The organism is Nocardiopsis coralli, assembly GCF_014892575.1.
Classification (GTDB): domain Bacteria; phylum Actinomycetota; class Actinomycetes; order Streptosporangiales; family Streptosporangiaceae; genus Nocardiopsis; species Nocardiopsis coralli.
The window spans coordinates 1-13,493 of record NZ_JADBGI010000040.1; the positions used below are offsets into that span (position 1 = coordinate 1).

Consider the following 13,493-nt stretch of genomic DNA (forward strand, 5'->3'; position numbering starts at 1 on the left):
GAAGAGCTTCGCGGCTTCCTTTGGGTCGTCGGGGACCTGGGGGAAGAGGAAGCGTGCCGCTTGTGCATACGCGGTCGTGATGCGTTCGGCGCTGGAGGCTTCGGCCCACACCAGTACGTCGACGCGTTCGCTGGGGTCGGTGATCTGTGTGAGCGTGCGCGCGTAGTGCGCGGCTAGCTCGGTCTTTCCGACCCCGCCGGTTCCGGACAGCACCTGGCTGAGCACCACGGTTCCGGAATGTCCGAGCGCTCGTTCGAGCTCTCCGGTCATTGCGCGTGGGCGGAAGTGCGGTGCCGGACCGGGCGCGGCGCCGACGCGCACAGGCCAGTCGACCTCGTGGGGCGCGTGGTGGTGTACGTGCTGTTCGCTCACGAAGGTCGCGCCGCGGTAGTCGTGGTGATCACCGTACGAGCGCTCGTTCACGTTGACTTTGTCGCCCTGGATGACGAGGGCGTCGTGGTGAACGCCGCCGGACACCGCGTTCTCGGTATGACCGGTGTCGTCCGTGGCCCCGGGGTCGCGCTCGTGCTTCCGCTCGCGCTCGTGCTTCCGCTCGGGCTCGTGCCCGGAGTCGGGCTCGCCGTGGGGGTGCTCGTCGGCTCCGTGATCAGGCAAGGGGGGCTCCTATGGACGCGATGCCGAGGGGCTCGCAACCGGCGCGTGGCGTCGCGTCGTATCGTGCGTTCTTCCGTCGTCCGCTGTCGTGGGTACCTGTGTGACGCCCTCAGGAGCGTCGGGGTTTCCGGCCTCCGGGTTACAGGCCCTCGATGCCCAGGATCCCTGCCCGGGCGGGGATCCGGAAGGGTTCGCGTGCGACCGGAGACGCTATGCGGCACGCGCATAGCGGCCCCGGATGGGTCGGTAGTGGGGCCGAGGCCGTGTGGGTCCGGGGCCGATGGGGTGACTGGGATGGGCGCATGGTTGGGGCGGGAGTTATGCGTGATCCGGGTAGACGAGTGGCCCCGCGACCGTCATCCGCTATCCGCTACACGCGGCCCGCTACGCGGGTAACGGGGCCTTCCTCCGTGTCTGCGTATGCGCATGCGTATGCGTGCGGCGGGTAGCGCTATGCGGATCGCGGGTCATCGGGCACGGGTCCCGCGGATCGCTGGTCGCGGCGCCGTGCGAGGCGGTACGGGCGGGCGCGGGTCAGGGCTCAGGCGTCAGAGGCCAGGGGTCAGTACGAGCGGGAGTTCTCCCACTGCGCCCAGGCCACACACGGGCTCCCGTGCTCCGCATCGATGTAGTCCAGCCCCCAGGAGATCTGCGAGCTCGCGCTCTCCTCGAAGTCGTCCGGCGGCGGATGGTCGCCGTGCACCTCCGGGTCGTAACCCGGGATGCCCTGGCCGCCGCCGGCGGAGTCGTCGCCGTCGCCGGAGGAGGACTCGAAGTCGGAGACGTTGCCCCAGAGGTTGTTGAGGCACGTCCACTCCCGGCCGTCCCAACCCCGGTCGCCGGCCATCTCCATCGCGGCCGACTCGTTCTCCGAGGAGTTGCTGACGGTCGTGGCCCCGCCGGAACCGGAGCCGGAACCGCCGCCGTTGCTGTCGCCGTAGCTCTCCGGCTCCTCCGGACGGTCCTCCTCGGTCCAGCTCTCCCCGCACTCCGGCCCCTCGACCAGGCAGACCATCTGCCGGACCCCGTTGTTGAAGGTCTGGCTCAGCTCGAGCTGGTAGATCGCCACCATGACCGCCGCCGCGAGGATCAGCACCGCGGCGGTCTCCAGCAGCGCAGCCCCGGAGTCGGAGCCGGAACCGGAACCGGCGTTGGAGCGCTCGGAGCGCTCGGAACTCTCGGAGCGTGAGGTGGATCTGCGGTTGGAGGGGCGGGTGAAGCCGGTGGCTCCGGGACGGACGCGTGCGCGGGAGCTGGCGCCTGCGGCTGCCCGGGCGCCGCCGTGAGCACCCGCGCGGTCCCGCGCGCGGGCGAGGAGGGAACGGCGGTCGGAACCGGGGTGGAGTTCGGGGCCGGAGACCCCGGGATGGCCGGACCGATCGGACCGAGGCCCTGCCACTTGTTCTTCTTCGCTGCCCTTGCTGCCGATGTTGCCGAGCTCGCCGTCGAACGCACCGGAGGCCCCCGAGCCACGGGTGTGCTCGGCCGCGGAATCCGCGATATCTGCGGTGTCCGCAGCGTTCGCGGGATCCGCGGGATCCGCAGGGGATGGCGACAGCGACGGCGTCGACGAAGGCGCGTCGGCGGAGCCGGGCACAGGAGATCCCGGAACCGGGTCCATCGGTTCCATCGGCCGGCCGTCGTTCGCGGAAGGAGCCCTGTTGTTGGGGGCGTGCGAACCCGGGTCCGAGGAACCCGCGTTGGGGCCCTTGTTGGGAGGACGGTCGGTGTCTCCCGGACGATCGCTCGGACGCCCCGGAGGGCCGACCGGCCCGACCGGGCGTCGGGTGTCCCCTTGTCGGCGTGGTGTGGGGGTACTCAACTCCGTCTCCAAGGTGGAAGTGGGAGAAGTGGGGGAGAGGTAGTGGGCGTGAGGGCTGGTGGGTCCGGTATCGGGGATCCGGGAACCGCTGCTGAGGGTCGGGGTCGGTGCCGGCGGTCAGTCGATGGGGATGTCCTCGATCGGTTCGAAGCCCGGGACTTCGAGGGTCAGTGTCTCGACATCGCTTGGGACAGAGAAGAGGGACCAGTAGGCACTCTTGCCACCGGACACCACGCGTTCGTAGAACTGCCCAGAGATGTTCCCGGCACACACGCATTCGCCAGCTTGGTCCATGAGCGGGTGGTAGCGCGTATCCGTCTCTGAGTCTACGGCCGTGACGCCTGAATAGAAGTTCCCGTTGTAGGTGTATGTCTCCTGCTCATAAAGCCAGGTCAGTGCTAGGTCGGAGTCAGTCTCGTTGGCGATACTCCAGTCGACTGAGACGAGGTTTCCTGACTCGTTTCTCTCGACTCTGTTCGCCTCGGCGTGCAAGCCGTCAGATCGGGATTCGTTCCCTTCGCCAGTTCCGAGAATCCCTTCATTCTCATTTTCGTCTGCGCTCGCGCTTCCAGAGGCCAGGATGAGCAAAGCTGTGCAGGCGAAAGCGCCAAGCGTTTTCTGGCGGAGTTTGGGCACAGTCACCACCATCATTTCTCGAACGTCACGGTCACGCGGCGGTTGAGCTCCTGGCCTTCTTCGGTGTCGTTGTCTGCCACCGGGTCGCTCGATCCATGGCCTTCGGTTTCGAAAGTGACGTCATCTCGGGTGACCTGCTCGGCGAGAGCTGATTCGACGGACTCTGCTCGCTCTTCGGAGAGGGGGTCGTTGACAGCGTCGGTTCCCTGGTTGTCCGTGTGGCCTTCGACCGTGACGGTGTCCGAGCTGGACTGGTCGATCTCGCTGGCCACCTGCTCGATGATTTCGTCGGCGTCCGAGGTCAGGTCGGAGCTTTCGAGGTCGAACAGTACGTCCGAGGAGAGAAGGATGCTGAGCTCTTCGTCGGTCTCCTGGTCGCTCCGGCCCGTTCCTCCTTCGTCGTCGGAGATCAAGGTGAGGGGAAGAATTTCTCCGTCGGTGTATTCTTCGCCGGCCGACTCCGAACTCTCGACGATCGGTATGTCGAAAAAGGGTGAAGTGATAGGTGTTGTGACTGTCATGCTCTCTGTCCCTTCGGGAGGGGCGGGAAACATGACTTCGAGGTCCGTGCTCTCGCCAGCCGCCAGTTCACCATCTGCGAAGGTGCAGTAGCAGGACCCGTCGTCCAGTTCATTATTGAGGTGTCGGCTTTGCTCCTCAGCGTCGATGAGGGTGGCACTGCTTGCCGAGTGCATGTTGTCGGTATCGCTGAGTGCATCGCGAAGAGAGTAACCTCCATCGGAAGTGTTGGACACTTCCATGCTGAGTTTTACAGCCTCCCCATCTATGAGCTCGAGCGGGCGGACGTTGATCTCAAGGTTGACCCCGAGCTGAGTGGAAGTGGTGTACGACGTTGCGATGAACCCGCGCTCATCGGTTTGCTCTTCCTGAGGTGGGTCCTCGGAAGAATCCGGGTCTCCGCCGTCGTCACCTGACTCATCTTCAGGGTTGATGACGCAGCCGACCAGTACGATCATGAGCGCAGCAGCGAGAAGGGGACGCCCGAACCTCGTCCTGTTTTCCACTTCATCGGATTCTTTGTTCGTCATGTTTATGGATCGGTCGGCTGCTCGGGGCCTTCTGAGTCGCCGCCGCTCAGGATGTCAGACACCGCACCTTCAACCGAGCTTCGAACCTGGTCCGGGATGCCGAGCGCGAAGATCGCCGCTGCCACGGCTGCGACCAGGATGATCACCGCCGCGTACTCGATGATGCTGGCGCCCTGATCACCCCTGCGGCGTGGGGGAACCGCGGCGATCTGAGCTCTCAGCCAGAGCTCGCGCAACCTCAACCTCTGCATCAATGTCTTCGACTTCGTAGGGGGCATAGGGGAAAAGCTCCTTCAGGGGACAGGACTACTCTCGTGCGCGTGCGGTGGACGACCGTCGGGGGTCCGGTGCCGCTGAGGTCGATGGCCCGAGGCCTACGGCCTGTGGCTTGAGGTCCACGGCCTGCCGCCGACCGACACCCTCACTTCCCTGAACCGTCACCGGGAACCCGCTGTCACCCGGGTCCCCGGTGTCTGTCGGGTCGGCCAGAGAGCGAGGGCTGGGCCCAGCCCGGTTCAGGGTGGATCGGGCATGCACTGACACCACCACCGGTTCTTCCCCTCCTTCCGCACCACACGTCCCTTTCTCCAGGTGGCCGGATCCGGCCACCCCATGTCGTGATCGAGCCGCATCGGGCTCGGACACCGGCTTGGTGTAAGCGCGATGTAACCGGTGTAAGCGGTGAAGCAAGCGCAGATGTAAGCCGTGTAAGCGATGTAAGCGCTGACGTAAGCGCCACGAAACCGGACCGGCAGACCCGGTCGGGTCTGCGCGACCGGAATGGGGCACCGATGTCCGGAACCCCACCGGGCCCGAAAGCGGCGGCGCGACCACGGAGACCGCTGACGTCGCTGGGCTTGCCAGGGGTACCGGAGCCGGCCACGTCGATGTAGCCGACGTAGCCGACGGAAAGCGTGGGATCGGCGGATCCGCCGGGGCACAAGGGTTCCCCGGTCCGCCGCTGCCGAGGTGGCCGGCGAACCCGGTGGACGTAGTCGATGCCCGGTCGCTGGTGTGTTCGGCAGCAGCGGATCCCGTTGATCCGGGAGATCCCGCTGATTCGGGAGGCCCGGCAGGCCCTGTCGGTTCCGCCCGTCCGGTACGGCTCGCAGGCGCGGTGGAAGCGTCATGCGGCGCATGCACGGACGCGGGTTCCGTGGGTTCGCGGGGAGACACCTGTATGTCGCGCGGTTCCGTGCACCCGGTCAACCCCGTCGCCCGGGTCGGCCCTGAAGCACTCGAAGCCCCCGGAGAGCTCGCGGTTCCCGAAGTCTCTGGAAGGCGTGGAGGCCCCGAAGGCCGCAAAGCCCCCCGAGGTTCCGAGGGGCTCGACGGCCCCATGGGGCTCGGCGCCCCGGTGAGCTCCGAAAGGTCCGTCAACCCCGTCACCTGAGTCGACCCGGTCACCTGCGTCAACCCGGACGCATATCCGGGCACGTTCCGAACATCCTGCGCATATGCGTCCCGTGCCCCGGCCCGGTCGGCGTTCGCGGGGACCCACACCTCAACCCGGAGAATTCGGGCAACTCGAAAGGTTCGGGCAGTCGGGCTCCACCGAACTGCTCGAACGCAACCCCCGGATGCGAAGGACCGAACCCACCGTGGCTCGGTGGGCACGCAGCTCCGCGGAACGGGGCCATTACGGATGTGGGTGTTCACGATGACGCGTTTGTGCAGGCGAGCGGGTTTGCAGGTTCACGGGGCCGGATGTCCTCACAAAAAGCCGGAGGGAACAGGTTCCCGTCACCCGTGCAGAACGGGTGCGGGATGCGTTGTGTGCGTTCTGGGGAAGAACGCCAATTCAGTTGGATCAGTGTCATCTTCGCACGCTTGTCATCACCGCGCTATGGCCGGTCGGACGCTGTGGATAACCACCGCGGTGCGCTGCGTGGGTGGTGCGTCGGCGTTCCCCGGGCGTTCGTTGCGGGGTCCGTGAGCGTGCGGCTCTTGTGCCGGTCCGGGGGTGGGTGGTCGGTTTCTCGGGTGGGGCCGTGGTGCGGGCTCCGGGGGCTCGTTCGGGCTCGGGGTGATGCGGGTGCGGCGGGTTGCGGCGTGGTTCCGGGTGGGCGTGGGGAAACGGGAACCCTTGGGGTGCAGGGGATGCGGGGTGGTGTGGGGGCTTCGATGGGGCTTCGGTGGGGTGCGCGTGGGAGGCCGGTGCCGGCCTGCTTCCGGTGGTGGCGGGTTCCGGTCCGTGGGTCCCGGGGTGGGGTGTGGCCGGGGCTCTCCTGGTTGCTGTGGATCCCGTGGCTGTCGGGCGTCCCGCGGGTGTGTGGCGGGTGCGGTCGGCGGGGTTCGGGGGTGTGGTTGCTGAGGGGTCGTGGGGCGGTGGGGAATTGCAGTTCTGAGCAGGGGTGTTGTCGTTCGGGCGTGGAATAGAGGTTCCGTGTTCCGGCTGGCATTCGGTTCTAACGGGATGGTGCGGGCGGGATGCCGTGTATTCTGCACGGCACTTCTGGGCGGGGCGAATTCCGGTGAGTGGAAAAGGCGGGGTCGAGGGGTTCCGCGGGCAGGGGTGGGGCGGTGGTGCGGGGGTGTGCACCGGCGTGCTCATACCAGGTTCCGGCGCTGATTGCTGAGGGTGGCCGAATCTGGCCACAGAGTCAGGATGTGCAGGTCAATTGGTGCATAAGCGTCAGCGGGCGGCCGACGAATGTGCGAAGGTGGCCTTGTCTCCGCCGGGGATGCGGGATCGGAATCGTGAACAGAGCCCATCGACCCCGCATCCCCGACGGTGGCCGGCAGTTGAACCATGAGGAACGCAGTACACGCAACACACAATCCACACCGCAGTACCAATCCACACCGCAGTACGCAGTAACGCAGTAACGCAGGTCCGAAGCAACGCAGTCCGAAGCACGAACAACGCAGTACGCAGCAGAGACGTGGGTGCTCGTCGGTTTCACAGAAGGGGGCGACGAGCGCCCCGAAGGACCTGCAGGTTCTCAGCGGGCCCACTGGTCCGGGAACAGGTCGAGAACGGACAACACCTCGACCTGGGAACGGGCCGACCGGTCCGTACGTGTCCAAAGGGGGAACGTACGGCCCGGAGGTCTGCGCCGGCCGGGGGGCCGGTGGTTGGGTGACCTGGGTGGCCTGCAGGTCCGGTGCCCCGAGGGCTCGAGTGCAACTCATTCCAGGGGGGAGTGCTCGAGCCCGACGGGTGACCGGTCGAGGGGCCGGTGGCTCGGGGGACGGCCGAAGGTGGCCGTCGATCGAGGGAAACAGATGCGGCGGAGGCGGATTGGGGAGAACCGGTTCGCCGGTCGCCTCCGTCGCACCTGCGTAGGGGCTGTGTGGCGTCTGCGTAGGGACTGTCTTGGGCCTGTGTAGGGCTTGGCGTTGGACCTGGAACTCGGGGGTGTCTCGGGGGAAGGGGAAAGCGAGAGGGATGCCGGGAGGGAAGCCGGAGGGATGTTTCGTGGGGTGCTGAGAGGTGCTCCGGGAGAGATGCCGAGCGGGGTTCCGAAGGGGTTCGAGGGGGTTCGAGGGGTTCCGAGAGGGATGCCCCGGGTTTGGAGATCAATGCTGAGCAGCCGGGCCGGGATGCCGGACGCCGGATGCTGAATGAACGGGGAACCCGGAGAAGCCGGGGGCCTGGGGACCGGGGGGTCCCAGGGGCCACGGACACCGGGTGACCGCGAGCCGGGGCGCCGGGGAACCGGTGGAACGGGCCGAGAAGTCAGGGCACTGGCGGACAGCCGGAGGAATGGCGGATCGGGTCGGGAAGTCGGGGAAGCGGTGGGCCGGGCCGGGAAGCCAGGGGACTGGCGGAACGGGAACCGGGATGCCGGGGGAGACCGAGACCCCGGGGACGCCGGGGGACCTACGTGGGGACGAGGGAACCTGGCGGAACCGGGGGCCCGGGGAACTGGAGGAACCCAGGGGATTGGGGGAACTCGGGGAACCGGGGGATCGGGGCAGACCGGAAACGCCACAGAGGGCGGGACACACCGGTGAGACCGGTCGGGACTGAGGTCCCGGCCGGTCTTTCTGTTGTGTGGGGTGGGGGTGGTTTTTCTGGGTGGGGTGCGGGGTGGGCTCTTCCCGGGGGTGCTTCTCCTGGGTGGGGGCGGTCTTGAGGGTGCGGGTGGGTTCGGGGTGTCGGTCTTTGCGCGTGGCCCTGGTGGTGGGTGGGGGCTGGTGTTTTGGTGCGGCGGTTCTTGGGTTGAGCGTCCTATGGCCACGCGTTCCTGTTGTGGTGCGGGTGGTTTGGAAGGTGTTCCTGGCCTGGGGGACGCGTTCCGGGGGCGGGTGGTCTGGAAGGTGTTCCCAGTCTGGGAGGCATTTGGCTCTCGGGCGGGGTGGGTTTCGGGTGGCTCGTGGTCTGGGGCGTGCGCTTCTGGGGTGGGGGTGGTTTTGCAGGTGCGGGTGGGTCTGGGCCCAGGGGTTCTCGTTGTGGTGCGGGTGGTCCTGAAGGTGTTCGTGGTCTGGGGCATGCGGTTCTCGGGCGGGGTGGGCTCGGAGGGGTTCGCGCTTCGGGGTTCCGGGGCCCCGAAGCCCGGAGGCACGCGGTTCCCTGACGAACCGGGGGAGCGCGCGATCCGTCCCATCCCGTGACGTAGGTCGATTCCGTGCTCGTTCCACGCCCCTTCCCGCTCCCACACCGGTTTCCAGAGGCGAGGTGACCCCATGCCCCCCGAACTCGCACAGGTCCTGCTGATCGGGGCCTACCCCCTTTTCGTCGCGTGTGTCCTGCCCCTACGGCTCCTCCGCGCCCGCCTGCACCTGCGCCACGTCGCCAAGCGCACCGGCCCCGATCCGCGGCACCACCCACAGAGTCCCGAGGTCCTGGACCCCGCGGCGCTCGCACACCTGGCCGGGGGACCCGAGCGGGTCGGTCAGGTCGCGGTGGTCTCGGCCCTCCTGGACGGGCGCATCACCCCCTACGGCGCCCCGCCCGGACACGTGCGCAGGGTCGGGCCCGACCACCACCCGTCCGACGACGCCGTGCGGGCCCCGCTGCTGAGCGCATTCCGGACGCCGGGTGGTGGTGGGGATGGCTGGGGCCGAGGCATGCTTCGGCCCGTGCTCGTGCGCGACCTCGTCGACACGGTCGAGAAGAGCCCGGTGATCGACCGCATCGCCGCCGGCCTCACGTCCTGGGGATACACGGCCACCGGCCCCGACACCGAGCGAGACAGGAAGATCCTCGACGTCCGGAACGGCCACGCCATGGTGTGGGCCCTGCTCTCGATGGTGCTGGTGTGGATCGGGGTGGCGGACATCTGGGGAGACCCGCACATCGACGACGGGATCGTGTTCACGGGGATCTTCGGGGAAGCGGTGGCGATCGGGAGCTTGCTGTTCGCCCCGGACAAGGAACAGGCCCGCCGACACACCGAGACGCCTGCCGCCCGGCAGCTCCTGCGGCAGGCGCGGGCCACCTACCGGGACATCGGGGGGAAGAAGGTGGACCGGCCGTGGGGACGGGACGAGGTGCTGCGGCACGCCGCCGTCACCGGGTTCCGGGGCATGCGGGACATGCACAGGCCGGAGGTGGTGTCGCGTGCGGCGGGGTACGGGGCGGGATTGGTTGGTGGGTCGCGTGGGTCGGGCACGGCGCGGGGGACGGTCGGGTCGCGTGGGCCGAGGTATCCGGGTGGTGGTTGGCGCGGGGAGGCGCGCGAGCAGGGGCACGGGCAGGAGCAGGTGGTTGCGCTCCGGGTCGGTCCGCACACCCCCGACCTGCTGTGGGGCGTGGCCGGGGCCGGGCTCGCGCGCAACCTCGAGCGGGAGGGGAGCGGGAAGAAGGACGGATACACGTTCGAGGTGGAGATCGACGCCTTCCAGCTGGGCGAAGCGATCGGTGGCGGGTTCGGGGACGTCGGCGATGGCGATGGAGACGGGTCCGGCGGTGGGGATGGGGGAGGAGACGGAGGTGGTGGAGGCGGGGAGTGAAGGGGGCGGTGCTGAGGCGGGGTTTGAGTCGGGTTCCGGGGTGAGGCGCCTGGTGTTTGGGTGCGGGTGGTCTGGGGTGTCGGTTTTTGCGCGTGGCCCTGGTGGTGGGTTGGGGCTGGTGGTTTGGTGCGGCGGTTCTTGGGTTGAGCGTCCTATGGCCACGCGTTTCCGTTGTGGTGCGGGTGATCTGGAAGGTGTTCGTGGTCTGGGGCGGTCGGCCAGGCGTTCCCGTTGTGGCGGGGGTGGTTGTGAAAGTGCGGGTGGGCCAGGGTTCGGACGTTCCTGTGGTGGGGGGCGAACCATTCCGGTGCCCGTCCCGTCCCACATGGCGCCCCCTCCGGTGACCGACGCATGAGGTGCCCACCATGAACCACGCCGCCTTCACCCTTCTCCCCTTCGGGGTCGTGCTCGTCGGCGCCGTGATCCTCTTCGTGCTGTTCAAGAAGGTCCGGGACGTGGGGGACCAGCTGCGGAGGCTGGCAGCGGAGGCGGACGTCGAGGTCGATGCGCACGGCGGGAGGGGGCCGTCGTCCGGGCGCGACGGCCGACCCGGTGGAGCGGCCCTCACCCCGGTCGAGCTGGGAGCGCTGGTCGGAGGGGCACCGCGCGCACTCCAGGTCGCGTTGGTCTCGCTGACGGTCGCCGGTCTCGTGCGCCTCGACCGGGGGACGGGAAGCGCACGGCTGAGTGAGCGGGTTCGGGCGAGTGAGGGGACTCGGTCGGGCGGGAAGGGCCGCGGCCAGGCGGAGCCGCTCCAGGCGGAGATGTTGCACCTGCTGTCCGGAGAGTCCGGGGCGCGTGGGGGATCGGGGCTGTTCGGGGCGTCCGGATCCGGTGCGCAGGACGGGCTTCCCGTCCGGGAACTCCTCCGTCGCGTGGCGCGCGGTCCAGCGGCCGGCGGGATGCTCAAGGGCCTCGTCGGTCAAGGGCTCGTGCACGACCCGGAACCGGTGCTCGAGGCGCGACGGCTGCTGCGCGAGTACCGGAAAGGCATCGTGATCGGCGCGGCCATGGCCGGTTGGGCCGCACTCTTCAGCCTGTTCTCCACCCTCATGCCCGGGCCGTCCTCCGTCCTGGCACCCCTCGTCCCCGTGGTCGCGCTGCTCGGGTTCGCGGCGGGGGTGATGGGGCTGTGGCAGATCCATACAGGGCTCCGTGTGCGTCGGCCGTTCCTCACCCCGCTTGGGTTGGGGGAGTTGGCGGAGGCGCGGGGCCGGTACTCGGCGGAGATCGGGCACCGGTATGCGGAGGAGATCCGGTCGCGGTACGAGGACGAGATGCGGTCGCGGGATGCGGACGAGGTGCGGTCGCGCGACGCGCGGGGTCTGGGTGTGGAGGTCCCGGGTGCGGGGGTCCCGGGCACGGGGGTTCTGGGCTCCGAGGACATCGACCTTCTGTTGCGCATGGTCGCCGTGCACGGGGTGTCGGCTGTGCACGGTGTCGCCGTCGCGGATGGGTGGGTCGAGGGGCAGGAGGAGCAGGAGGAAAACGGGTTCGAGTTGGAGTGCCGGTTCGTCGCGGGTGTCGAGGTGCTCGTGGAGTACGACGAGGTGGACCTGTCGGGGGACGGGGATGGGGATGGAGATGGGGTCGGCGGCCTCGGGGCTGTGGGGGAAGGGCCCGAGGGGCTCGAGGGGCACGAGGGCGGCGTCGGTGTGGGCGGTCCCGGTGGCTTCGGTGGCCTCGGGGAGTTCGGTGGCTTCGGTGGGGGAGCGGACGGTGGGGGCGGGTTCGGCGGGTTCGGTGGTTCCGGTGGGTTCGGTGGTGGTGACGGCGGAGGCAGTGGTGGAAGTGGTGGGGGTGGTGGATCCGGCGGGGGTCCGTGACCGGGGCACCTGAGAGGGCAAGTGCAGGCGGTCTGTCCTGGCGGGTGGTCTTGAGGGTGCGGGTGGGTTTGGGGGGTCGGTTTTTGCGCGTGGCCCTGGTGGTGGGTCGGGGTTCGTGGTTTGGTGCGGCGGTTCTCGGGTTGAGCGTCCTATGGCCACGCGTTCCCGTTGTGGTGCGGGCGCTCTGGAATGTGTACGTGGGCCAGGGCCCAGGCGTTCCTGTCGCGGCGCGGGCGTGAAGGTGCGTGGCCCTGGTCCGGGGCATGTGGTTCTCGGGTGGGGTTGGGCTTGATGGCGTTCGTGGTCTGGGGTATCGGTCTTTGCGCGTGGCCCTGGTGGTGGGTGGGGGCTTGTTTCTTGGTGCGGCGGTTCTGGGGTTGAGCGTCCTATGGCCACGCGGTCCCGTTGTGGTGCGGGTGGTCTGGAATGTGTACGTGGTCGAGGTACGCGTTCCCTTGGTGACGGGTGTGGTGCTGGGGGCGCGGGTGGCCGCTGAGCAGGGGTTTTCCTCTATCGTCGGGCTCTGGGGGCGAACCCCCGGCGGGCCGGCGCGGTCTTACCCGGCATGGGTATCGCCGTGGCTGCATACATGTTCGCTACTTCCTGGGGCATCTTCCTCTTCCTCCTGTTCGGGCTCCCGCTCGTGGCCTTTCCCGTCTCTCTCGTGCTCATCAAATGGGTCCGGGACGTGCGGAAACTGGTGCTGGGCACCATCGCGTACGCCGAGAGCCCGGGTGGGCCCGTGCGTCCGGGTGGGCCCGTGCGCCTGGGAGGGCCGGTAGGGCCGGGAGGTCCGGCAGGTCCGGGAGGTCCCGGCAGTCTCACGCCGGTCGAGGTGGGCGCGCTGGCCGGAGGCGTTCCACGGGCGGTGGAGGTCGCCTTCGTCTCGCTCCTGGACTCCGGACTCGTGCAGGCCGACCCGAGAACCGGGACGGTGCGCGCGGCGGTGGTGCACGCCCGTGGAGGCGGGCAACCCGGGCAACCCGGGCTGCCCGGGCTGCCCGGGCAGCCCGGGCAGCCCGGGCTGCCCGGGCAGCCCGGGTCACACGGGCCGCCTGGCCCGCCGGGCCCGGCCGATCCGCTCCAGGCGGAGATCTGGCACCTTCTCTCCGGCGCTGGTCCGCAGGGATACCGCGTGCCCGAGCTCCTGGCCCGCGCCGCACAGGTGCCCGCGGCCGACGCATTGCTCGAGAACCTGGCGCGCAAGAGGCTCTGCGTCGACCCCGGCCCCGTGCGCGAAGCCACCCGGATGCTCAACCGGTACCGGATCGGGAACCTGGTCATGGGCGGCTTCGCCGTGTGGGGTCTGACCACCTCCATGGTTCCGTACCTGCTGTTCGAGGAGCTCATCCAGTGGCCCCGCGAGACCTGGCAGTTCGCGTTGGTCGCGCTGGTGCCGGTGCTGGTGTGCGCCTGGCAGGTCCGGTCCGTGGCCCGCCTGCGCGTTCCGTTCCTGACCGAGCTCGGCCGCGGTCTGGTGGAAGAGGTGTCGAGGCGGTTCTGGGAGGCGAGTGGGCCGGTGGATGTGGGGAGCGGGTCCGGCGCAGGTTCGGGACAGGGGCACACGCTGTTGAGCAGGGTCGCGGTGAACGGGATGCGGATGTGACGGGGGCGAGCCTGTCTGCGCACGCCATCGCCCGCCAG

The 13,493-nt window shown here is 68.9% G+C and carries 7 protein-coding genes and 1 pseudogene; 3 read left to right on the top strand and 5 right to left on the bottom strand.

Going from position 1 to position 13,493, the window contains the following annotated elements; translation table 11 throughout:
• The 5 genes and pseudogenes from IDM40_RS26870 to IDM40_RS26890 form a co-directional block, all read right to left on the bottom strand.
• Window positions 1–615: pseudogene (locus tag IDM40_RS26870) on the bottom strand (hypothetical protein); the annotation flags it as partial.
• 562 nt (window positions 616–1,177) lie between these two features.
• On the bottom strand, window positions 1,178–2,014 hold the full coding sequence (locus IDM40_RS28460; protein WP_235997981.1) for a hypothetical protein: 837 nt from the start codon (window positions 2,012–2,014) through the stop codon (window positions 1,178–1,180).
• 540 nt (window positions 2,015–2,554) lie between these two features.
• A complete protein-coding gene (locus IDM40_RS26880; RefSeq protein WP_193124883.1) occupies window positions 2,555–3,073 on the bottom strand; it encodes a hypothetical protein in 519 nt (172 codons plus the stop codon).
• 11 nt (window positions 3,074–3,084) lie between these two features.
• On the bottom strand, window positions 3,085–4,122 hold the full coding sequence (locus tag IDM40_RS28465; RefSeq protein WP_235997982.1) for an OmpA family protein: 1,038 nt from the start codon (window positions 4,120–4,122) through the stop codon (window positions 3,085–3,087).
• A gap of 2 nt (window positions 4,123–4,124) precedes the next feature.
• Window positions 4,125–4,400, bottom strand: a complete 276-nt coding sequence (locus IDM40_RS26890; RefSeq protein ID WP_193124884.1) for a hypothetical protein — start codon at window positions 4,398–4,400, stop codon at window positions 4,125–4,127.
• A 4,354-nt stretch (window positions 4,401–8,754) separates the two neighbouring features.
• On the opposite strand from IDM40_RS26890, the gene IDM40_RS28735 reads away from it, so the two are divergent.
• The 3 genes from IDM40_RS28735 (at window position 8,755) to IDM40_RS26905 (ending at window position 13,455) form a co-directional block, all read left to right on the top strand.
• The gene (locus IDM40_RS28735; protein WP_193124885.1) at window positions 8,755–10,023 is read left to right on the top strand and encodes a TIGR04222 domain-containing membrane protein; all 1,269 of its coding nucleotides are present in this window, start codon (window positions 8,755–8,757) and stop codon (window positions 10,021–10,023) included.
• Window positions 10,024–10,388: 365 nt separating this feature from the next.
• Complete coding sequence (locus IDM40_RS26900; RefSeq protein WP_193124886.1) at window positions 10,389–11,849, top strand: DUF2207 domain-containing protein; 1,461 nt, start codon at window positions 10,389–10,391, stop codon at window positions 11,847–11,849.
• 577 nt (window positions 11,850–12,426) lie between these two features.
• Entirely contained in the window at window positions 12,427–13,455 is a 1,029-nt protein-coding gene (locus IDM40_RS26905) for a hypothetical protein (protein WP_193124887.1), read from the top strand.
• The last annotated feature ends 38 nt before the right edge of the window (window positions 13,456–13,493 follow it).

What these genes read in the sequence shown, in the direction of transcription:
- IDM40_RS28465 (WP_235997982.1), bottom strand. Translation starts at nt 4,122, where the DNA reads ATGACGAACAAAGAATCCGATGAAGTGGAAAACAGGACGAGGTTCGGG.
- IDM40_RS26890 (WP_193124884.1), bottom strand. Translation starts at nt 4,400, where the DNA reads ATGCCCCCTACGAAGTCGAAGACATTGATGCAGAGGTTGAGGTTGCGC.
- IDM40_RS28735 (WP_193124885.1), top strand. Translation starts at nt 8,755, where the DNA reads ATGCCCCCCGAACTCGCACAGGTCCTGCTGATCGGGGCCTACCCCCTT.
- IDM40_RS26900 (WP_193124886.1), top strand. Translation starts at nt 10,389, where the DNA reads ATGAACCACGCCGCCTTCACCCTTCTCCCCTTCGGGGTCGTGCTCGTC.